This is a genomic window from Streptosporangium amethystogenes subsp. fukuiense (genome assembly GCF_042665875.1).
GTDB classification, from domain to species: Bacteria; Actinomycetota; Actinomycetes; order Streptosporangiales; family Streptosporangiaceae; genus Streptosporangium; species Streptosporangium fukuiense.
The window spans coordinates 8318658-8336684 of record NZ_JBHTEE010000001.1 but is presented as its reverse complement, the minus strand read 5'-3'; the positions used below and the strand labels follow the sequence as shown (position 1 = coordinate 8336684).

25 protein-coding genes and 1 tRNA gene are annotated in these 18027 nt (G+C 67.1%); 10 read left to right on the top strand and 16 right to left on the bottom strand.

Features of this window, described 5'->3' with window-relative positions:
• Nucleotides 1–59 precede the first annotated feature (59 nt).
• From ACFQVD_RS37160 to ACFQVD_RS37145, 4 genes are all read right to left on the bottom strand, one after another.
• Nucleotides 60–389, bottom strand: a complete 330-nt coding sequence (locus tag ACFQVD_RS37160; RefSeq protein ID WP_343964709.1) for a transposase — start codon at nucleotides 387–389, stop codon at nucleotides 60–62.
• 98 nt (nucleotides 390–487) lie between these two features.
• Nucleotides 488–1108 (bottom strand): dihydrofolate reductase family protein, encoded by a 621-nt coding sequence (locus ACFQVD_RS37155; RefSeq protein WP_343964711.1) that lies wholly within the window; start codon nucleotides 1106–1108, stop codon nucleotides 488–490.
• Nucleotides 1108–1614, bottom strand: a complete 507-nt coding sequence (locus ACFQVD_RS37150) for an SRPBCC family protein (protein ID WP_343964713.1) — start codon at nucleotides 1612–1614, stop codon at nucleotides 1108–1110. The genes ACFQVD_RS37155 and ACFQVD_RS37150 overlap by 1 nt, the downstream gene beginning before the upstream one ends.
• Nucleotides 1611–1961: an ArsR/SmtB family transcription factor gene (locus ACFQVD_RS37145; RefSeq protein ID WP_343964715.1), complete on the bottom strand. Its 351-nt coding sequence runs from the start codon at nucleotides 1959–1961 to the stop codon at nucleotides 1611–1613. Before ACFQVD_RS37145 ends, ACFQVD_RS37150 begins: the two co-directional genes overlap by 4 nt.
• Before the next feature lie 273 nt (nucleotides 1962–2234).
• On the opposite strand from ACFQVD_RS37145, the gene ACFQVD_RS37140 reads away from it, so the two are divergent.
• The 3 genes from ACFQVD_RS37140 to ACFQVD_RS37130 all read left to right on the top strand — a co-directional run bounded on the left by ACFQVD_RS37140 (nucleotide 2235) and on the right by ACFQVD_RS37130 (nucleotide 4401).
• Complete coding sequence (locus ACFQVD_RS37140) at nucleotides 2235–2783, top strand: GNAT family N-acetyltransferase (protein ID WP_343964717.1); 549 nt, start codon at nucleotides 2235–2237, stop codon at nucleotides 2781–2783.
• Between the two features lie 109 nt (nucleotides 2784–2892).
• The gene (locus ACFQVD_RS37135; protein ID WP_343964719.1) at nucleotides 2893–3702 is read left to right on the top strand and encodes an S-methyl-5'-thioadenosine phosphorylase; all 810 of its coding nucleotides are present in this window, start codon (nucleotides 2893–2895) and stop codon (nucleotides 3700–3702) included.
• An 84-nt stretch (nucleotides 3703–3786) separates the two neighbouring features.
• The gene (locus tag ACFQVD_RS37130) at nucleotides 3787–4401 is read left to right on the top strand and encodes an RcpC/CpaB family pilus assembly protein (RefSeq protein WP_343964721.1); all 615 of its coding nucleotides are present in this window, start codon (nucleotides 3787–3789) and stop codon (nucleotides 4399–4401) included.
• Between the two features lie 159 nt (nucleotides 4402–4560).
• Here the strand turns inward: ACFQVD_RS37130 and ACFQVD_RS37125 are convergent, their stop codons facing one another.
• Together ACFQVD_RS37125 and ACFQVD_RS37120 are read right to left on the bottom strand one after the other, a co-directional pair.
• Entirely contained in the window at nucleotides 4561–4881 is a 321-nt protein-coding gene (locus tag ACFQVD_RS37125; protein WP_343964723.1) for a hypothetical protein, read from the bottom strand.
• Complete coding sequence (locus tag ACFQVD_RS37120; protein ID WP_343964725.1) at nucleotides 4878–5162, bottom strand: hypothetical protein; 285 nt, start codon at nucleotides 5160–5162, stop codon at nucleotides 4878–4880. The genes ACFQVD_RS37125 and ACFQVD_RS37120 overlap by 4 nt, the downstream gene beginning before the upstream one ends.
• Before the next feature lie 769 nt (nucleotides 5163–5931).
• On the opposite strand from ACFQVD_RS37120, the gene ACFQVD_RS37115 reads away from it, so the two are divergent.
• The 3 genes from ACFQVD_RS37115 (at nucleotide 5932) to ACFQVD_RS37105 (ending at nucleotide 7400) form a co-directional block, all read left to right on the top strand.
• Nucleotides 5932–6195, top strand: coding sequence for a winged helix-turn-helix domain-containing protein (locus ACFQVD_RS37115; RefSeq protein ID WP_343964727.1), 264 nt, complete (start codon nucleotides 5932–5934; stop codon nucleotides 6193–6195).
• Between the two features lie 121 nt (nucleotides 6196–6316).
• Entirely contained in the window at nucleotides 6317–7183 is an 867-nt protein-coding gene (locus tag ACFQVD_RS37110) for a helix-turn-helix domain-containing protein (RefSeq protein ID WP_343964729.1), read from the top strand.
• Nucleotides 7184–7187: 4 nt separating this feature from the next.
• Nucleotides 7188–7400: a DUF397 domain-containing protein gene (locus ACFQVD_RS37105; RefSeq protein ID WP_343964731.1), complete on the top strand. Its 213-nt coding sequence runs from the start codon at nucleotides 7188–7190 to the stop codon at nucleotides 7398–7400.
• A gap of 110 nt (nucleotides 7401–7510) precedes the next feature.
• Here the strand turns inward: ACFQVD_RS37105 and ACFQVD_RS37100 are convergent, their stop codons facing one another.
• The gene (locus tag ACFQVD_RS37100) at nucleotides 7511–8425 is read right to left on the bottom strand and encodes a polysaccharide deacetylase family protein (RefSeq protein ID WP_343964733.1); all 915 of its coding nucleotides are present in this window, start codon (nucleotides 8423–8425) and stop codon (nucleotides 7511–7513) included.
• Between the two features lie 109 nt (nucleotides 8426–8534).
• Nucleotides 8535–9614, bottom strand: coding sequence for a D-alanyl-D-alanine carboxypeptidase family protein (locus ACFQVD_RS37095; RefSeq protein ID WP_386273343.1), 1080 nt, complete (start codon nucleotides 9612–9614; stop codon nucleotides 8535–8537).
• A 1478-nt stretch (nucleotides 9615–11092) separates the two neighbouring features.
• Here ACFQVD_RS37095 and ACFQVD_RS37090 point away from each other — a divergent pair.
• Nucleotides 11093–11165: transfer RNA gene (locus ACFQVD_RS37090), tRNA-Arg, on the top strand.
• 241 nt (nucleotides 11166–11406) lie between these two features.
• Here ACFQVD_RS37090 and ACFQVD_RS37085 read toward each other — a convergent pair.
• The 5 genes from ACFQVD_RS37085 to ACFQVD_RS37065 are packed head-to-tail and all read right to left on the bottom strand — an operon-like array spanning nucleotide 11407 to nucleotide 13869.
• Entirely contained in the window at nucleotides 11407–12174 is a 768-nt protein-coding gene (locus tag ACFQVD_RS37085) for a hypothetical protein (protein WP_343964737.1), read from the bottom strand.
• A gap of 40 nt (nucleotides 12175–12214) precedes the next feature.
• Nucleotides 12215–13198 carry a tyrosine-type recombinase/integrase gene (locus tag ACFQVD_RS37080; protein ID WP_343964739.1) on the bottom strand — a complete coding sequence of 328 codons (984 nt, stop codon included), beginning with the start codon at nucleotides 13196–13198 and terminating at the stop codon, nucleotides 12215–12217.
• A gap of 22 nt (nucleotides 13199–13220) precedes the next feature.
• Complete coding sequence (locus tag ACFQVD_RS37075) at nucleotides 13221–13484, bottom strand: hypothetical protein (protein ID WP_343964741.1); 264 nt, start codon at nucleotides 13482–13484, stop codon at nucleotides 13221–13223.
• Nucleotides 13481–13657 carry a hypothetical protein gene (locus tag ACFQVD_RS37070; protein WP_343964743.1) on the bottom strand — a complete coding sequence of 59 codons (177 nt, stop codon included), beginning with the start codon at nucleotides 13655–13657 and terminating at the stop codon, nucleotides 13481–13483. Before ACFQVD_RS37070 ends, ACFQVD_RS37075 begins: the two co-directional genes overlap by 4 nt.
• The gene (locus tag ACFQVD_RS37065; protein WP_343964745.1) at nucleotides 13654–13869 is read right to left on the bottom strand and encodes a hypothetical protein; all 216 of its coding nucleotides are present in this window, start codon (nucleotides 13867–13869) and stop codon (nucleotides 13654–13656) included. Before ACFQVD_RS37065 ends, ACFQVD_RS37070 begins: the two co-directional genes overlap by 4 nt.
• 154 nt (nucleotides 13870–14023) lie before the next feature.
• On the opposite strand from ACFQVD_RS37065, the gene ACFQVD_RS37060 reads away from it, so the two are divergent.
• Together ACFQVD_RS37060 and ACFQVD_RS37055 are read left to right on the top strand one after the other, a co-directional pair.
• Nucleotides 14024–14764, top strand: coding sequence for a DUF5919 domain-containing protein (locus ACFQVD_RS37060; RefSeq protein WP_343964747.1), 741 nt, complete (start codon nucleotides 14024–14026; stop codon nucleotides 14762–14764).
• 3 nt (nucleotides 14765–14767) lie between these two features.
• Nucleotides 14768–15244 carry an NUDIX hydrolase gene (locus ACFQVD_RS37055; protein ID WP_343964749.1) on the top strand — a complete coding sequence of 159 codons (477 nt, stop codon included), beginning with the start codon at nucleotides 14768–14770 and terminating at the stop codon, nucleotides 15242–15244.
• Here ACFQVD_RS37055 and ACFQVD_RS37050 read toward each other — a convergent pair.
• From ACFQVD_RS37050 to ACFQVD_RS37040, 3 genes are all read right to left on the bottom strand, one after another.
• Nucleotides 15212–15778 (bottom strand): HD domain-containing protein, encoded by a 567-nt coding sequence (locus ACFQVD_RS37050; RefSeq protein ID WP_343964751.1) that lies wholly within the window; start codon nucleotides 15776–15778, stop codon nucleotides 15212–15214. The genes ACFQVD_RS37055 and ACFQVD_RS37050 overlap by 33 nt on opposite strands.
• Before the next feature lie 67 nt (nucleotides 15779–15845).
• Nucleotides 15846–16319: a GntR family transcriptional regulator gene (locus ACFQVD_RS37045; RefSeq protein WP_343964753.1), complete on the bottom strand. Its 474-nt coding sequence runs from the start codon at nucleotides 16317–16319 to the stop codon at nucleotides 15846–15848.
• A gap of 4 nt (nucleotides 16320–16323) precedes the next feature.
• Complete coding sequence (locus ACFQVD_RS37040; protein ID WP_343964755.1) at nucleotides 16324–16668, bottom strand: hypothetical protein; 345 nt, start codon at nucleotides 16666–16668, stop codon at nucleotides 16324–16326.
• A gap of 164 nt (nucleotides 16669–16832) precedes the next feature.
• Here ACFQVD_RS37040 and ACFQVD_RS37035 point away from each other — a divergent pair, with 164 nt between their 5' ends.
• Nucleotides 16833–17567 carry a helix-turn-helix transcriptional regulator gene (locus ACFQVD_RS37035; protein ID WP_343964757.1) on the top strand — a complete coding sequence of 245 codons (735 nt, stop codon included), beginning with the start codon at nucleotides 16833–16835 and terminating at the stop codon, nucleotides 17565–17567.
• The last annotated feature ends 460 nt before the right edge of the window (nucleotides 17568–18027 follow it).

The window sequence follows — 18027 nt, the reverse complement described above, 5'->3', positions numbered from 1 at the left end:
CGACTCCGAGACGCTTGAGATGCGGCAGCAGACCTGGATAGGGAGTCCTTCGGCAGCCGTTACCGCGATGGCCTCGAACCGTCTTTGGGGGGCACCGCCTCTCTCAACAGCTCGGCGGCGCGCCTGGTCACGGCCGGCTCGGTCTCCAACTCAGCGATCCGGCGCCGAGCCGCGACCAGCTCGGTGTGATCCGACGAAGTCAGGCCAGGTTTCTGACCGGTGTCGATCAGCTCCTGCTCGCGCCAGTTGTAGATCGTCTGGTCGCTGATCTGTAGATCGAAGGCCACTTGGCGGACGGTTCGACCGGCCTTCAACAGGTCCAGGACCTTACGACGAAACTCAGGGGATATCTCTTCGACATGCCGACCTCTCCAAGGGGGCGGAGGCATGTAAGTCAACCAAAGCGACTCCGCGAAAGCCGGAGTACATCACGTCGAGGATCTCACCGCGCTGCCGACCTCGGCGGGGAGCGCTGAGGTCGAGACAGTCACCGCTCCCGGACTGCGTAGGTCAGGTGGGTCACCCGCTGCGTCGGCTCCGCGCGGACCTGCTCCAGGGCCACGCGGCCCGCGTCCACGCCCTCGAACAGGCGGATTCCGGAGCCGAACAGCACGGGTGAGAGCGCGATCGAGAACTCGTCGATCAGGCCGGCGTTCACGTACTCCAGGATCGTCGCGCCGCCGCCCGAGATGCGGACATCGCGGTCGCCGGCGGCCTCGCGGGCCTGGTCGAGCGCGGTCTCGATGCCGTCGTTGACGAAGTGGAAGGTGGTCCCACCCGGCCGCTCCCAGGGGTCACGCTTCTCGTGCGTCACGACGAACACCGGCGTGTGGAACGGCGCCTCCTCCGGCCACGCCTGCTCGCCGGCGTCGAACATGCGCTTGCCCATCACGCTCGCGCCGGTACGCTCGAACGTCTCCCGCACGATGTCGTTGTCGCGCCCTTCCTCGCCGCCCCCGCCGAGCTTCAGGTTCTCCCGGAAGAACCGCAGCGGGAATATCCACCGCTGCAGTTCCATCCACTGCCGCCCCATCAAATCCCCGAGGGACTCGGGTGCGATGAAACCGTCCAGCGACATCGACACGCTGAAGAAAACCTTCCCGGCCATCAGCCCTCAGCTCCCTTCCGAACTATCTCGGTGACGTAGGCAGCCAGGTTGCTCAGGGTCTGCCGGCCGCCCTCGATCGCGTGGTATTTCTCGACCGCTTCGTCGCGCAGCTCCTTGGTGGGGAACACCGTGCGCATCTCGATCCGGGTCGCCGCCCCGTCGGGCGCGAACGCGAGGACCGACTCGAAGGCGTTCGGGTCGCCGCGGTATTCGCCGTGCAGCAGCGCGATCCCCTCCGGCGGGACGATCTCGGTCCAGGTGATCCACTCCCGGTAGTCCGTCCCGTCCGGCCCGTGCATCACGAAGTCCCACTCCCCGCCGACGTGGAACTCGAAGGACCGCGTGGTGGTGGTGAACCCCTCCGGCCCCCACCACCGCGACAGGTGCCGCACCTCGGTGAACGCCTCGAACACCAGCTCCCGTGGGGCGTCGATGACCCGGGAGATCACAATCTCGCGGTCGGCCGTCGCGGACTGCGCCGGCGCTCCTTGTCCCGTCTCGCTCATCGGTTACTTCCTTCCTGTCTTGCCTGCTTGAGGTCCTGCACGTAGGCGTCCAGCCGGTCGAAGCTCTCGTTCCAGAACCGCTCGAACCCGCCGGTCCACTCGTGGACCGGTCGCAGCCCGCGGGCGTCCAGGCCGTACAGGCGCTGTTTGCCTGCCTTGCGGTCCCGCACCAGCCCGACCTCCCGGAGCACCCGCAGGTGTTTGGACGCCTGCGGCTGGGTCATCCCCAGCTCCTGGGCCAACTCGGTCACCGGCCGCTCACCCGCCCGCAGCACTATCAGGATCTCCCGGCGCTGCGGCTCGGCGATCGCGTTGAAGACGTCCGACGTCGTCGCTGCTCGTGCCATGGCCGCCATCATATGCCGATATCGGCATGCGTCAATCCAGGGGAATCAGGCGGGTCTTGTCAGATGACGATCGCGCCCTGGAACAGCCCCTTCCTGCCCGTCGCCCTGGGCCGTGTCCCGTGGATCGGGTGACCGCTGTGGACATCCGCTGTCCGACGCCGGCCACTGCCGGCGCCGCCGCGCCGCGGATGCCGATCCAGCGGACAGGACCGTGCCGGGGTCATACCGGAAAACCCATGGCGACTTTCCGACGACAAGTCCGACAATCACGCAATGGAGCCTGTCACCCTGACCACGCAGCGCCTCTTGCTGCGCCCCCTCGAACCCAGCGACGCCGAAGCCGTCTTCCTCGCCTGCCAGGACCCCGACATACAGCGCTGGACCGGGATCCCCTCACCGTACGAACGTCAGCACGCCGAGTACTTCCTGCGGCAGTTGGTACCGGAGGGCCGGCAGAAGCAGACCATGTTCCACTTCGCCGTGGAACCCCGCTCCGGCGGCCCCCTGCTGGCCTCGGTCAACGTGCACAATCACACCGGCACCTGGGAGATCGGCTACTGGACGGCGCGGGAGCATCGGGGCCACGGTTACGCGACCGAGGGGGTACTCGCCATAGCCCGCTGGGCCTTCACCACACTGGGCGTGCACCGCCTGGAGTGGCGCGCCGAGGCCGGCAACGAGGGTTCGCGCATCGTCGCGGAGAAGGCCGGCTTCGTCTTCGAGGGCGTGCTGCGCGCGGCGATGATGAACCACGGCACCTGGAGGGACGTCTGGATCGGCGCGCTTCTCCCGTCCGATCTCGAACCGTCCCCCGCCTCATAGCGCCCCCTTCCTGACGGGCTTCCCCAACCGGCCGCCATGGAAGCCGGGTTGTCCACAGGCTGCGCCCCGGACTCCTCAGGGGTCCGGTCGTGGCGCTAATCTCGGCGCCATGGTTACTCGCGCGGACATCGGAGTCATCGGCGGCTCGGGCTTCTACTCACTGCTCGACGACGCCACAGAGATCGAGATCACCACACCGTACGGGCCGCCGAGCGACGTCGTCACCGTCGGCCACATCGGGTCGCGCTCGGTCGCGTTCCTGCCCCGCCACGGCCGCGACCACCGCTTCCCGCCGCACCTCATCCCCTACCGGGCGAACCTGTGGGCGCTGCGTTCCCTCGGCGTACGCCAGGTGCTCGCCCCCAGCGCGGTCGGGTCGCTGCGCCCCGAGATCGGCCCCGGCGCCCTGGTCGTCCCCGACCAGCTCATCGACCGCACCGCCGGCCGCGTACAGACCTACTACGACGAGGGCGGCGTCGTCCATGTCGCCTTCGCCGACCCCTACTGCCCCTCGGGCCGGGCGGCGGCGGTCGCCGGCGCGCGCTCCTCGGAGTGGGAGGTGTCCGACGGCGGCACCCTGGTGGTCATCCAGGGCCCGCGCTTCTCGACCCGCGCGGAGTCCCGCTGGTTCAGCGGCAACGGCTGGTCGATCGTCGGCATGACCGGCTTCCCCGAGGCCATCCTCGCCCGCGAGCTGGCCCTCTGCTACACCTCGATCTCCCTGGTCACCGACCACGACGCCGGGGTCGAGGCGGGTGAGGGGGTCACCCACGAGGAGGTCCTCGCCTTCTTCGCCACCAACGTCACCCGGATGCGCTCCCTGATCACCGACGTCGTCGCCGCCCTCCCCGAAGAGCGCACCTGCCCCTGCCCCACCGCCCTCGACGGCCTCGATCTCCCCTTCGACCTTCCCAGCTGAGCCCATACCTTCCCCCGTCCCGCCATCCGGTGGGCATCCCGTCACGGGCACCGCGCCGCCCGGCTCCCATCCATGGAGTCAGCCATGCGCGCCCTGCGCCGCCTTCTCGGCCGCCGTCACCGCCTGCTCGCCGCCCTCGTCGCCGCCCTGGCGATGGGATGCGCCCTGCTGGCCCTACGCCCGGACACCGCCTCGGTGATCGTCCTGACCGCCGCCAGGGATCTCTCCGGCGGCGTGCTGAACGGGACCGACCTGACACCGGCGGCCCTGAGGCCCGGCACGGTCCCCGACGGCGCGCTGAGACCCGGCACGCCGTTCGCCGGAAAGATCCTGGCCGGTCCCGTACGACGCGGGGAGCCGCTGACCGACGTCCGCCTGCTCGGCCCCGGCCTGCTGTCCGCCCACGGCCCCGGAACGGTCGCCACCCCGGTCCGCGTCGCGGACCCCGAGACCGCGCGCCTGCTCTCGCCGGGTGACGTGGTGGACGTGCTCGCCGCCGCCACCTCGACGTGGGACGGCACCACCCCCGCTCCCGCGACGATCGTGGCCGAGGACGTCACGGTCCTGGCCACCCCGGGCGAGAAGTCCGAGCGGGGCGCCCTCGTCGTGCTGGCCACCACCTCGGCCCAGGCGACCGAACTGGCCTCCGCCCAGGCGGGCGGACGGCTCTCCATCACGATCGGCACCCGCACGAGGTGATTCCCAGGAGCGTGCCCCCAGCGCCGTTGGTCATCAGGTGCTCCTGCCTGGCGGACGCGGGCGGGCTGGATGAGCCCCCGCCCGCGTCACGCGCCGTACGGGCGCGTTGGATAACGGCACGGCGGCCTGGGCCGGGGAAGGGAGGGCCGCCGTGCCTGCTCAGAAGTGGCCGATAGTGGCCGAGGTGGAGGTGAGCGCCCAGCGGTGCAGGAGCGCGGTCATCTCGGCCTCGCGCATCTGCGCCTTGAGGCCGTCGATGGTGCGGTCGCACAGGAGCAGCGGCTCAGGGGTGGGCCAGGTGGCGATGGCGTGAAAGAGGCGACTGCCGGTGCCGTAGAGCACGGCCCAGCCGGGCCAGGTGATCTCCAGCATCGCGGCTTCGGCGCGGGCTTCGTGGTCCCAGGTGTAGTGCGGCACGGGAGGGGCGGCCTGGCCGTCGCGGTGGCGCCCGCGCGGGCGGGCGGGCCGTCGCCGGATCATGAGATCACCTGCCCGGTGGCCTGCTCCTGCGTTTCCCCGGCGGGGGTCTCCGTGACGGCAGCCGCCTGGGCATTGGCCTCCTTGGCGATGGCCTCCTGCCGGTCGGTCTCGGCCCGGAGCGTGTCGAAGGTGTCGGCGTCGATGGTCCGTTCGGCTCCGGCATGGAACGCGGCCAGGGAGAAGGGCTCCTCCCTGCTGGCCCACAGCCGTCCGGCGTCACTGAGGATCAGCCGCCAACCGGGGATGGTCGACTCTGGGGTGCTGGAACTAACATCGTCCACTGATTGGACCTCCATCCGATCAAGGGCCCGTCCGGACGTTGGTAGCGGAGGACGGGCCCGCTTCATGGGGCGGTGCAGGACACGGAGGGGTGCGCCGTACGGGCCGGGCGGCCGGTACGGAGACGGGGTGACCGCCGCCCGACGCAGAGTGCAGACGGTCGTTCGCCCGGGACGGGGCATGCAGCGATACCTGCCCCCGGGCCGGGGCGGTCTAGTGCGGGCGGACCTGGCCAGGGGCACCGGGCGACGACGGCAGGGCAGCCGCCGGGGTGGCCCGGGCTCGACGGCCGGGACCTGCTTGGCAGACCGCTGAGCGGGTACCAGCGGGATCAGTTCGGCCGGGATCGTGAGAGCGGGCGACTCGAAGCAGGACAAGGAGCGGTTCCCGGTACGGCGAGCCTCCAGTCGCGTGGCCATCAGAGCACCGGAGGGCTGCGCGTACTCATGATCGGCGGACCGGTCTGGACAGCCGTGCGCATAGGGGGCATGCCCGCAGGCGGCACACCCCATCGGCATCGGCGGCTCGTCGACGAAACAGCCGCAACCGCTGGCTGCCCGTCGGTCGAGAACCGGAGCACTAGGGTTGGTCACGGTTCAGGAGGACCTTCCTGGTCAAGGACCCGTCCGGTCGTGGCAGCGCCGGGCGGGTCTCGTGTTGCTGGACACGAACGAGTGATTCACCAGGCTCTACCCTGGTGCACCACAGTGGAGCAGGGTAGAGCCTGAGCGGGTTAAGTAGGGCAAAGTGCAGCCCTCTACGGTACGAATCATGGAGTGGGACGAAGATCGCACGATCTGGGAGCAGCTTTACAGCGCCCTTCGTGCGCGCATAGTAAGTGGCGAATATCGGGAAAGATCCGTCATCCCCAGCCTTACCCAGTTGGAACAGGAGTTCGGCGTCGCCAGGACCACGATCCAGAAGGTCTTGCGACTCCTGAAAGACGACTTCCTGATCCGTACCATCCCCGGCAAGGGAACGTACGTACGCCCTCAGAGCGAATGGCGACATAACGCACATAACCCGGAAGGATGAAGTGACAGGGAGCATCAGTCACCCTCCAGTCATCACGTGATTCTTATGTCGCAGGCATCATCTCTCCAGGTGACGGCGGAGTGCTAGGATTTCCAGAGAATTTCAGAAACTTCTATTTTTCATGGAAGACTGGATCATGGTGGCTGGCTCAGGTCCGACAGTACGGCAGCGCCGACTGGCGTCAGAGTTGCGTCGGCTTCGTGAGCTCAAAGGATTCACCGGAGAGCAGGCGGCGCGACGAGTCGGGTGGCAGTCATCCAAGATCAGCCGTATCGAGCACTGCACCTCCCGGGTGAAGGCTGCCGACTTGATCACCCTGCTGGACGCTTACGGGGTGGCAGGGGAGGCGCGCCAGAGTCTGATCACCTTGCAGGCGTCAGTTCGTGAGCACGGATGGTGGGACGTCTACGACGACCTGCCGTCCGGCTATGCGGGCTACATCGGCCTGGAGTCCGACGCTGCCGTGATCAGGTGTTACAGCATGCAGCTCGTGCACGGACTGCTCCAGACCGAGGACTACGCACGCGCTGTCATCGGGGCGACGATGATGTCCCAGGAACCGGCCGAGAAGATCGATCGGCGCATCGAAGTGCGGATGACTCGCCAGGCCACGTTGAGCAAGCCCGAGCCCCTGAACATCCATTCGATCATCGACGAGGCCGCACTCCGCCGCATAATGGGCGATCCCGGCGTGATGAGTAGGCAATGCGCCCACTTGCTTGCCCAGGCCCAGCAACCACACGTGACAATTCAGGTCCTGTCACATGATGCCGGGGCGCATCCCGCCGTTGTTGGCCCCTTTGCAATCTTGGACTTCCCTGGCATCCATCCGGACATCGTTTATATCGAGACGCTGGCGAGTAGCATCTACATCGAGGCAGATGCCGAGGTGTACCGATATAACCTGGTTTTCGACCAGCTATGCGCGATGGCACTTAATCCTGATGATTCCCTCGTCTTTCTCCACGCCATTGCCGCCACAACCTGAACGCATGGAGGATGCCAAGATGCCGGACCTGACACCTACTCCCGCGTGGCGCAAATCCACCCTTAGCGACGGCGGAAACGGCTGCGTCGAGGTGGCCACCAACCTGCCGGGCCTCGTCGCCGTCCGCGACAGCAAGGACCCGTCCGGTCCCGCGCTCACCTTCTCCTCTGCTGCCTGGAACGACTTCCTCGCGGGCATCCGTACGGGAGAAGTCTGAGACCACCGCACGATCTCCTCGTCCGGCGGTGCCGGATGAGGGCGGGCACGGCCAACAGGCTATGGGTGGGCGCCTGCGGCTCAATGTGGCCGGAGAAGCTTGAGTGCCCGTCATTCAGCGGGAAGGCGTACTGCCGATCTACCGGGGGCGCTGGACCATGCCCGTTGGACGGTCCGGTAGTCGATCACGGTGATGCCCTCCTGCTGGAGGAGTTCGCGAGCCTCCGGCGAGGTCAGGAACTCGTAGTCGGTTCGGCGTACGCGCCAGCCGTCGTCGATCGACTGCGACTCCTCGCGGCCGACGCTGGGATGCACCGCCCATTCGCTGAGCCCGGTCGGCAGTTCGCGTAGCAGCTGGGCGTATCGGGCCGACTTACCCTCGATGCTGAGGGAGAAGCTGTCCAGGAACTCGTTGTCGGTGACCGGCAGGCCCCGCTGTCGCATCTTCCGACGTCCGGGTTCGAGCCAGACCCGTACCGCCAGGCCGTACTCCGCGGCCAGCGCCACGGTCAGGTCGAGGATGTCGTCGCGTCCGCCGTCGGCCAGGCAGTGGAAGTCCAGATGCGTCGGTGTGAGCCCGGCGTCGGCCACCGTGTTGATCTGCGCGCGGAACTCAAGCTCCACCTCGTCGAGACGGGCCTGGGCGAGGAACTCGGAACGCCCCGCGGGTGTGGATGTGAACAGTTCGCCCGCGTCGTCGAGCAGCGAGGGCACTCTCTCCTTCGCGGTCAGCGGGCCCCACCGGTAGTGGGCCGTGTCGCAGACCAGCGTGAGGTGGATCCCGAACGGGATCTCCGGCCGCCCGCGAAGCAGACGCATGGCGTGCGGCGCCGATGGACAGGGTGCCATCAGGCTGCACGAACCGGCGATCCCCTGCTCGATCGAGTCGATCACCGCGGTGTTGATCGCGTCGTACATCCCGAAGTCGTCGCAGTTGACGATGAGCACCCGGGCGTCGGGAGGGAAGCCCAGCAGTTCGCTCGACTGCACCAAGGGCGTGGCGGGCTCGAAGGCATGTCCGTCCATGCCCGCAGTGTGAACCGCCGGCGAGAGGTCGCGCACCGGAATTACCCGCCACGCCGCCCTCACGTTCGGTCGGGGGATCGACTTCCGTGGACCGTTCTGCCAGGAGCCCCTACAGCAGGGAACCGAGCTTGGGGTCGTACTCCCAGTGCCAGGGTTCGAAGGGGCTGACGTAGGCCCACTGGGGGTGGATCCAGCCGAACCTCTTGCCGTTGGCCTCCACCCAGTTGAACTCGGCCGAGCGGAAGCGCTCGACGCCCCCGCACAGGTCGACCGCGAGCCCCAGGCCGTGGTTGCTCCGCCCGGGAACCGCGGCGAAGCCGGGGCGGCGGTAGTAGACCGACTGCTGCTCGGCCAGGCTCCGGTAGCTGTCGGTCACGCACATGGGCTTGCCGAACCGCCGCTTGTACGCCTCGTTGAGGCTGATGAACGCGAGCGCGGCGTCACCGCGCAGCTGGTTGCCCGGCTGCTGGAGCGGGCAGAGGTACGCCTGCGGGATGAGCCCGTTGGGAAAGTCGCCCATCGAGGTCGCCCTGGTCGGGTCGCACCCGGCCGCCGGCTGCCCGTTCTTGTTGATCTTGACGCCCAGCTTCACCAGCGCCTTGGTCAGGGACTGCACGATCTTCTGCGAGCGCGCCCTGAGCGTCTCGATCTCGGCGCCCATCTGCGCCTCCGCGAGGAGGTTGGTCGCCCGGAGTTCCTGGGCCTCGCCCGCCAGCCGCTCCCGCTCCAGTTGCAGGCGGCTGCTGTCCTTGAGGATCAGGTCCCGCTCGGCGACGAGGTGGGTGACACCGGCCATGGCACGCAGGGTGTCCGCGCTGGACTCGCCGGACAGGAAACCGGACACGTCCCCACCGAGAGGCTGCTGGTAGAGGAACCCGACCAGGTCCGAGAGCGGCTGCCGTACCTGGTCGAAGGCCCTCTCGGCGACCTGCAGCTCCCTCAGCTTGGCGGTGAGCTGCTTCTCCGAGTCACGGATCTGGGTCCGTCGCTGCTCCAGCGCCTTGGTCGCGGCCTCAAGGTCCTTTGTCGCCTTCTCCGCCTCGCGACGCAGTTCTGTGAGATTCACCGGATCGGCGACGACAACGGCCTGAACCTCCGCCGGCGCCCGCTGCGCGACAGCGGCCCCCGGCAGGAGGGAAAGCATCGTCGCGACGACGGCGATCAGACCCGCTGATCGACGAGGTGGCACGTTCGACCCCTCCGTTTGCGAACTCGTGACCTGGGTCAGGCACGCACGCTACTACAGCTGGCCAACTACCCGGGCCAGACCTCCACAGCCGTTATGCGCCGAACACCCCTTTTTGCGACCGGACAAGTCAGACTTCTTGCCGCGCGTGCTCCTTGCAGACCTCCCAGAGCCACGTCCTTCGCCACTCCGTCGGACAGCCGTCCCAGGGCTCTCGCTCCTTTTGGGGCTCAGGCTCCACAGGCGGCCGCGACGCGGCCCTCCGCGGCCCCCTGGGGACCCTCAGAGGTACGACCATGTCCGGCTCGTCCATGCTGTGTCGGCTTGATCCACCCGAACGGTCCGGCCCACCCGTGCGGCCCAGTTGGCCCACTCCACCTGGCAGGCCCGGCTGTCCCGATTGACCCAGTTGGTTTGGTTGACCCAGTCGGTTCGACTGACCGGGTTGGTTCGACTGGCCGGGTTGGCTTACCCCTCCCGGTTCGCCCGTCCCGCCGAGCCGGCCCGGCTCACCCACCGAGCGTCCGGCTCCCGATTCCGCGGCGACCAGCATCCACCCCCCGTACACCCGCTCCGGCCGCAGAGGTGGGGGCACCAGCCTCGGCCCGAACAGCCCGCTCCGCACAGCCCCGACCGCGACCGGCACCACGGCCACCGCATCCCCCGTCGCCCCCTCATCCCGCAGCCCCGTCCTCTCCCTCACCACTCCCGCCCCCGGTTCCCCTCCGCCCAGAAGCCCAGCGCCTTCCCTCACCGCTCCCGCATCCAGCAGCCCCGCTCCCCGCACTTCGCTGTCCGACAGCTCCGCTCCCCCACCCAGCGGTCCCGCCCCCTCTCCCGCCACTCCCACGCCTAACAGCTCCGCATCCTCTCCCGCCGCTCCCCCAGCCAACAGCCCCGCATCCGCCTCCAAGGCTCCCTCGTTCAGTAGCCCCGCGTCCGCCTCAGAGACTTCCCCGTTCAGTGACCCCGCGTCCTCCCCCGTCCGGAGCCCCGAATCATCCCCAGTCCTCATCCGAGGCTCCGTACCGCTTCCCGCTCCCACCCGAGACGCCCCAGCACCACCGTCTCCCACCCGGGACATCGCGCCGTTCCAGGCACCCTCCCGGGGTCCCTGCCGCCCCCCGCGCCCCTCCCCGCCTCCCGCTTCCCCGTCCGCCCCGGGCCCCGTACCGGCGTCGGCCATCCGGATGGCCGCCTCGTAGCCGGTGAGTTCGGCCACCAGCAACCCCCCGGCCAGAAGCGCGGGCGCCAGCATCGCGCCACACAGCACCGCCGGCCGCAGCGCCCGGCGCCCACGGATACGCTTCCGTCTCCTGTCAATCACGGAGCGTGACGCTAACCCCGCCCAACCTCGCACACCCGCCCACTTGCCGCCCTTTTACTCCAGCTCAGCGAACCGATAACCCGCTGTCCGCCCCGAACTCCCCCTCCAAGCGCGCAACCACTCGCCACTTTCGCTACTCTTACTAGGAGCCCCTGCCTCCGTAGCTCAGGGGATAGAGCACCGCTCTCCTAAAGCGGGTGTCGCATGTTCGAATCATGCCGGGGGCACTCTTTTGACCTTGTCATCTACTGCTTGACCTGGGAATTCTCCTCGGTACGGCGTGCGCCCCTGTGCAGCCGTAGGCCACCGCGAGCGGCCCTGAGTCGCCATTCACGGAATATGCACGAGATGATCTTGGAGCCGTTCTGTCCGGTTCAGCGACTGATCCGGCGGTCCGCCCCCTCTCCCCTTCCTGACATTCGCCCCGACGATGAAGCATCACTTAGCTGTCACAGGCACACCAACGGCTCAGGAAGCGCAGTCACTGATCGACTCCTCGACGGTCCCTATCTTCGAGAATCTGATCTCTTCTCTCCCATCCTTCGTCGACGCCCCATAGGTCTGGAAGAGAAAGTCCTGCGACGCAGGTGTCGGATCAGACCCAGGAGTCCAGTCCAGGCCGCCCTTACGGACAACCACGGACCATACTTTGGAGGGCAACATGAGGAAGACGCCCTCGCTGCAAGGTGCAACGAGCACCTCAGCGTTCTGCATTGCGTCCTTATCAGCTACGCGAGACAGAACAAGGACGCTGGCGGCAGCCGGATTAGCGTTGCGAATCTTCATCTTCATCCCTGCGGGATCGGGATACGCCAGCACAGCAACACGCCTGACGAAAGAAGCATGCTCACGCATCCGCTCCTCTTCCTGCTGCTCCTTCTCCCGCTGTGCTCGCTGCTCCTCCCGCTGCGCCTCCTCACGTGACTGTTGCTCCTGCTGTTGCACCTCCTGCTCCCACTGCGTTCGCCCCATCCATGTGCTCACGACGAGGGCGAGTGCCGCGACGATAACGCCCGCGACTTGCCCACGCCCTCCCAGCAGACTCCCACGTGCAGCTATCTCGGCATGGTCATGCTTGCGACTGCCTGCTTTGCCGTCCACCGACTCCTTCGACATCGCCCCGAGAACTACGACTACGCCAGAGACCACCATGAAGAGCAGGAACCAGAACGGCAGCGAGCCCCATCCGAACGGTAGGGGGATGGGAGTGGTCAAAAACTCGCCAAAGTCAGGCACTGAGCGCCCCCGCCGAGATGCATGTTTCTTATAAGGATCTTTAAGCGTAACGGTCCGATACGCCCCCTAGTTCCGGCGCTAAGGCACCCATCATGAGTTCTGGGACATCACCCGACCATGTGTCCAGCGCCCTGGAGATTTGACCGTTGGCGTGAGCTCGTTGTCCTTCGATGCACTTGGCGTGGACGCGGAGGAGCACGTCCATCCCGTGGCCAGCTCGTTGTGCTACCTCAGTCGGTGGAACTCCTGCATTGAGCCACAAGGAGACCGCCGCATGCCGAAGGTCGTAAGGCAGGGCCGCCAGCGGAGAGGCGATCTGTTCGACGGTGAACGCCAGCCGCCGGGTTTCCTGCCAGACGGTGGAGTAGGCCGAGGAGGAGAAAGTCCTGCCTTTGCTCGTGCGGAAGAGCCTGCCGCCCCTTTCGGCACCGTGCTTCTCGATGTGCTCACGGAGGATCGTGACGAGGATGGGAGGGATCGGAATCTCCCTCGTGTTGTCCCTGGCCCGGTGCTTGAGACCGCGTTCGTCGTGGGTCTCCCTTGAGTTCGTCCACCGCTTGTTCACCTGCGGACGTGCCTTCTCCAAAGTGAGCCGTCCCCACCCCTGCTCGGGCAGCTCACAGTTCTGACGGCAGATTGCCGGGGCTTTCTCAGGCCGGAGCTCGGCGTAGTACATGCAGGCGAACATGGCCGCCGTCCAAGGGCCACGCGTCCATCCGATGGACGACAGAACCGCCAACAGCGTTCGGGCTTGTGCCGAATTGACCACTGTTCGAGGGTCGACCGCGTCTGTTGCCTTGGGCGGCTTCCACTTGATCGTGTCCAACAGGTTGGAGGGCAGTTCCCTCAGCTCAACCGCGGTTTCGATCAGGTGATGCAGGACGGAACGCTTACGCCGTACCGAGTTGACCGACGCCACCTTGCCATCGAAGGTGAGCGTCACTGCGTCGAGGGCCGTCCTAACGATGCGGGGCTCTTGCAGAGCAGCCAGAGACAGTGAAGCTGCCTCCATCCAGCGCAGCACGGGCAGACGATCCGCCGCCAGGTCACACACGCCGCCCCTCAGGAAGGAGCGCGTAATCCCGGAGGACGGCCCGCAGCTCCTCGTTAGTGGGCTTGCCGGGCAGATCCTTGGCAAGGGCGGGAATCAGGGAGAGAAGGGCATAGGTGTCGGTCTCTCGTGTCCGCGCCGCCGAGTGGAGCCACCGGCCTCCGATGACCTCACCGAGATTCGCGCCACGATCCGGGACCTGTCGGAGCGGCTCGCACGAGTCGAGTCGACGCTGGCCGACCGTCAGTAGCGGGATCATCCCCGAACGTGGCAGCCGGTCACCCGCCGAGCCAGACCCGCGGCGCAGCTCGGCGGGGCATCGCCCAGGTGCATCCTCCGATCCTCCTGGCGCATCCCGATCAGGACGAACACGTAGCCGACGAACACGGCCACGCCGAGCACGAGGCCGATGATCAGCGGGATCGTGGTCACGTCCAGCTCACCCCCGCCCGGGTGATGTCGCGCGGACGGTTGGCCGGACGCCGGGTTTCCTCGCGCCGCTTGGTCGTCGTGCGCCTGGCTCCCTGACGCCGGATCCAACACTCTCGCGCCCGGCACTTGCGGCACAGGAACTGTCCCTCCTCCAAGAGTGCGCCGCACCCGCAGGTGGGGGTCTCGTCGATCGGCCGGGTGTAGTTGATCACTGTCGTCTCTCCTCTCGGTCGCTGTCGGTGGTGCTGTGCGATACCGAGAGTGCGACAGAGAGTCAGGACGAGATCACTATAGGATGGGACATGTTCAGGACGTCCGGTCTACGATTGCCGGGTCCCTGAACGTCCCCTCCTACGGGCAGGTGAGATGGCGAACGAGCGGTTACGGGTGGCCCTTCTCGAACACGGCACCACGGTCGACGCGCTGGCCGAGGCCGTCGGAGTCGACGCCAAAACAGTGGAACGGTGGATCACCCAGGGCCGCGTACCGTACCGAAAGCATCGATTCGCGGTCGCCAAACTCCTCGGCCTGGAGGAGGCGTACCTGTGGCCGGGCGCACTGACCTCCCAGCAGACCGCAGCGGTGTCCGAGAGCGAGATTGTCACCGTCTATCCGCACCGCTGGGCCGTTCCCAAGGACACTTGGGGACGTCTGTTCTCGGCGGCCGAACGGGAGATCGGTGTGCTGGTCTACAGCGGCATCTTCATCGCCCAGGACACCGGCCTCATGCGCCTGTTCGCCGAGAAAGCGGAGGCCGGCGTACGGGTGCGAATCCTGCTCGGAGATCCTGCTTGCCAGGAGGTCGCACAGCGCGGTGCGGACGAAGGTCTCAACGACGGCATGGCCGCTCAGATCAGGACCGCTCTCCTCCTCTACCGGTCACTGCGGCAGCGCGACGGGGTGGAGATCCGGCTGCACGACACCATCTTGTACAACTCCATCTACCGCGGCGACGACCAGCTTCTGGTCAACACCCACGTCTACGGCAGGTTCGCCGCGGACGCGCCGGTCATGCACCTACGGAAGGTCACCGGCGGCGACATGGTCTCGACCTACCTCGACAGTTTCGAAGCCGTCTGGAACCGGGCCGCCCCGGTAGAGTCCTGAGCCATGGCCCGCCGGCTGGACTTCTACGACGACCCCTCAGCGCCCGCGCCCAACAGCCTGGTTCCCTCGGTGAACGTCGTGGTCGTCAACGACGCCGGGGACATCCTGATGATCCACCGCACCGACAACGACAACTGGGCCGTCCCCGGCGGAGCGATCGACCTGGGCGAGTCCCTGCCTCAGGCGGCGATCCGGGAGACGCTGGAGGAGACCGGCATCCGGTGTGAGATCACCGGTCTGGTCGGTACCTACACCGACCCCAGGCACGTCATCCTCTACACCTCCAACGGCGAAGCCCGCCAGGAGTTCTCTATCGTGCTGTGTGGCCGGCCGATCAGCGGCGAGCCCACCCCGAGCGACGAGTCCCGCGAAGTGCGGTGGGTGCCCCGCGACCAGGTCGAGTCACTGACCATGGATCGGTCGATGCGGCTGCGCCTCAGCCACTATCTAGCCGGCGCCGCCGGACCGTACATCGGTTAGCGCGGCCTGGATCGCTCGCACGGCCGAGGTGATGCACGGGGTCGCGTTGGTGATGGACCGGCTGACCAGGTGCTCGGGGCCGTACCGGGAGTGGATCTCCGCCAGGCGAGCATCGACGTCCAGGACGAGGCCGTCCGGGCTGGTGGTCATGTCGCAGTAGGTCAGCGCCTCCACCAGCTCCGGACGTTCCCGATCGAACTCGGTGTTCAGCACATCCAGCAGGCCGCGCTCGGTCGCCTCGTAGACCGCGCACGAGTGATGCGCGACCAGCCGGGCCAGCTGGTCATCGGCCTGATGCACATCGCGTAGGTAGCGGGCACCATCCAGCGGATGAAAGCCGGTGTCGACCAGCTCGGGCGCATATCCGATGTCGTGCAGCCAGGCCGAGGCGGTCAGCAGATCGGCTTCCTCACCCAGGATCGGTGCCAGCGTCTCAGCCCGCGCGGCCACTCCCTGGGTGTGTGCCCACCGGCGCGGCAACGGCTTCTCCAGCAGTTGCCTGGCCAAGTCACGCGCCCACTCAGCTTGTCCCATGCGGCCCACGATAGACGCCGGTCCCCGAGGTGAATCCAGAGCGCGCAACGAGACGTCCCAAGACGTCTCAATCCCGCACGGCCTGGACGAAATGGCCTTTGCCGTGCCGGGTCACGATCAGTCCCTCGCATTTCAGCTCGTCAAGAGCCTGACGGACGGTGTTGCGCGACGCCCCGTGCTGCTTGCACAGTGCCAGCTCGCTCGGCAGCTTGGCGCCGGCCGCGAGCGTCCCTGTCCCGATCTGCGCACGCAGCTCGTTGGCGATCATTTGATACCGGTAGGCCGCACCGGTCTCCCCCTCGGGGCCGTTGACCACGCGGCCCTTACCGGGCAACGTGATGATCAGCTCCTCGTCCGCCAGGATGGCCAAGCCCCGGCGGACGGTGGAGCGGGCCAGCCGGTAGTAGTCGGCCAGCGCGGACTCAGAGGGCAGCGCGCTGCCCGGCGGGTACTCACCCGCACTGATCTGGGCGCGGATGCGATCGGCGAGTCGGCGATGAACCCGCCCGCCGGTCAGCCAGTTGCTCGTCTCAGGAGTCATCGGATCAGCAGCGGTACGCGTCTGCGATCTTGCTCAGGTCAACGCTGAGCGTTCCCTGCTCTCCCTCACGCCAGCCCTCGCCCGCGGCCTCAACGATCCGCTCGGTGGCCTTCAGCAGATGCAGCGACGAGATCCGCTCGTCGTGCTGGTCGCCCCAGTAGAACCAGCGGAATGCCGTCTGCACGTACACACGCCGCGTACGGAAGTGCAGGTCGAGGACCTCCAGGCAGGGGTGCCCGTTGCCGTCCACGATCAGGACGGTGGTGATCTCGCGCGCTCTGAGTTCGCCGTCCAGGGCGGTGAGAAGGTCTTGCTGATATGCGCGCTGTCGCTCTCGTGCGGTGGTCATGAACTCAAGCTCCCATCGACGTGAAAGGGCAGAGCCTGGGTGCCTGGCTCTGTGCGGATGAGCTTCGTCTCCGAGGGTTCTTCTTCAACACCGCAACTCGGGGACGTCTAGGGACGTCTCGTGTTAGCGTCGCAGGCAGTGACCGTGTCACGGAAGGGAACCCCATGAACGAGAACCTCCGCCATGCCCTCATCCGGGCACGACTGCAACCCCTCGACGTCGCCACCCACCTGACCGTCGACCCCAAAACCGTCGGCCGCTGGCTGAACGGCCGCATCCCCCACCCCCGTCACCGCCTGGCGGTCGCCGACCTCCTCCACGTCAACGAAGACGACCTGTGGCCCGAAAACATGCGCCAGCGCCGAGGACTCTCCAACGAGATCAAAGCCGTCTACCCGCACCGGTGGAGCGTGCTGGCCGACACCTGGCGCGCCTTCTTCGAGTCCGCCCGCACGGAGATCGGCATCCTCGTCTACAGCGGACTCTTCCTCGCCGAGGACGCCGGACTGCTCCGCATCCTCACCGAGCGGGCCACCGCCGGGGTGAGGGTACGCATCCTGCTCGGCGACCCCAACAGCCCTCATGTGACAGCTCGCGGAGACGAGGAAGGCACCGGCGGCGACGTCATGGCCGCCCGCGTCAAGAACGCACTCACCCTCTACCAGCCACTGCAAGGCATCGACGGAGTCGAGATCCGACTCCATCGCACCGTCCTCTACAACTCCATCTACCAAGCAGACGACGAGCTGCTGGTCAACCTGCACGCCTACGGCACCCGAGCCCCCGAGGCACCCGTCATCTACCTGACACACACCGAGACAGACAGCACCGCGACGACCTACCTCGACAGCTTCGAACGCGTCTGGATCAGCGCCGAACCCGCAGCTCAGATGACCTGATGATCAGCCTTGTTCAAGATCGAACGTAACTTATCTGTTCGTCTTTAAAGGCGAGCCGCCTGCGGCGTCTCGCCGCGCGTCGGGCGGTCGCTGGCCGCGCTGCGGCTCTTCGGCCGGTCGCAGCCAGCGCCGCCCACGCGCTAACGGTTACCGAGGCAGACGTACCGCGGAGGGGAGAAGGGCACTTGCGATATATAACGCTTGGCGTGTGAAGCTATACCGCTGCGAAACACTGCCCCGTAACCCTAGAGATCTGGGTACGGGCGATAGGCACCCGCAGGGACAAACTCTGTACCGCCATGAATGGGTGGCGGCCTTAGGAGTTGCGTCCTCAGCCTCGCTCCGGCGAGCACCGATCGGAGTGCTAGCCAGCTTTTTACGAGGAAGTTGACAGCTAGCCTAGAGTCGCGGAGTTCATGCAGTCTGCACCAAGGAGAGCTCTCGATGGCTCACCTGAAGC

Excerpts from the sequence above, each read along its gene's own strand:
- ACFQVD_RS37140 (WP_343964717.1), top strand. The coding sequence starts at position 2,235 with ATGGAGCCTGTCACCCTGACCACGCAGCGCCTCTTGCTGCGCCCCCTC.
- ACFQVD_RS37155 (WP_343964711.1), bottom strand. The coding sequence starts at position 1,108 with ATGGCCGGGAAGGTTTTCTTCAGCGTGTCGATGTCGCTGGACGGTTTC.
- ACFQVD_RS37055 (WP_343964749.1), top strand. The coding sequence starts at position 14,768 with ATGGCCCGCCGGCTGGACTTCTACGACGACCCCTCAGCGCCCGCGCCC.
- ACFQVD_RS37075 (WP_343964741.1), bottom strand. The coding sequence starts at position 13,484 with ATGATCCCGCTACTGACGGTCGGCCAGCGTCGACTCGACTCGTGCGAG.
- ACFQVD_RS37050 (WP_343964751.1), bottom strand. The coding sequence starts at position 15,778 with ATGGGACAAGCTGAGTGGGCGCGTGACTTGGCCAGGCAACTGCTGGAG.
- ACFQVD_RS37040 (WP_343964755.1), bottom strand. The coding sequence starts at position 16,668 with ATGACCACCGCACGAGAGCGACAGCGCGCATATCAGCAAGACCTTCTC.
- ACFQVD_RS37160 (WP_343964709.1), bottom strand. The coding sequence starts at position 389 with ATGCCTCCGCCCCCTTGGAGAGGTCGGCATGTCGAAGAGATATCCCCT.
- ACFQVD_RS37110 (WP_343964729.1), top strand. The coding sequence starts at position 6,317 with ATGGAAGACTGGATCATGGTGGCTGGCTCAGGTCCGACAGTACGGCAG.
- ACFQVD_RS37060 (WP_343964747.1), top strand. The coding sequence starts at position 14,024 with ATGGCGAACGAGCGGTTACGGGTGGCCCTTCTCGAACACGGCACCACG.
- ACFQVD_RS37100 (WP_343964733.1), bottom strand. The coding sequence starts at position 8,425 with ATGGACGGACATGCCTTCGAGCCCGCCACGCCCTTGGTGCAGTCGAGC.
- ACFQVD_RS37130 (WP_343964721.1), top strand. The coding sequence starts at position 3,787 with ATGCGCGCCCTGCGCCGCCTTCTCGGCCGCCGTCACCGCCTGCTCGCC.
- ACFQVD_RS37145 (WP_343964715.1), bottom strand. The coding sequence starts at position 1,961 with ATGGCACGAGCAGCGACGACGTCGGACGTCTTCAACGCGATCGCCGAG.
- ACFQVD_RS37150 (WP_343964713.1), bottom strand. The coding sequence starts at position 1,614 with ATGAGCGAGACGGGACAAGGAGCGCCGGCGCAGTCCGCGACGGCCGAC.
- ACFQVD_RS37105 (WP_343964731.1), top strand. The coding sequence starts at position 7,188 with ATGGAGGATGCCAAGATGCCGGACCTGACACCTACTCCCGCGTGGCGC.
- ACFQVD_RS37035 (WP_343964757.1), top strand. The coding sequence starts at position 16,833 with ATGAACGAGAACCTCCGCCATGCCCTCATCCGGGCACGACTGCAACCC.
- ACFQVD_RS37125 (WP_343964723.1), bottom strand. The coding sequence starts at position 4,881 with ATGATCCGGCGACGGCCCGCCCGCCCGCGCGGGCGCCACCGCGACGGC.
- ACFQVD_RS37135 (WP_343964719.1), top strand. The coding sequence starts at position 2,893 with ATGGTTACTCGCGCGGACATCGGAGTCATCGGCGGCTCGGGCTTCTAC.
- ACFQVD_RS37115 (WP_343964727.1), top strand. The coding sequence starts at position 5,932 with ATGGAGTGGGACGAAGATCGCACGATCTGGGAGCAGCTTTACAGCGCC.
- ACFQVD_RS37045 (WP_343964753.1), bottom strand. The coding sequence starts at position 16,319 with ATGACTCCTGAGACGAGCAACTGGCTGACCGGCGGGCGGGTTCATCGC.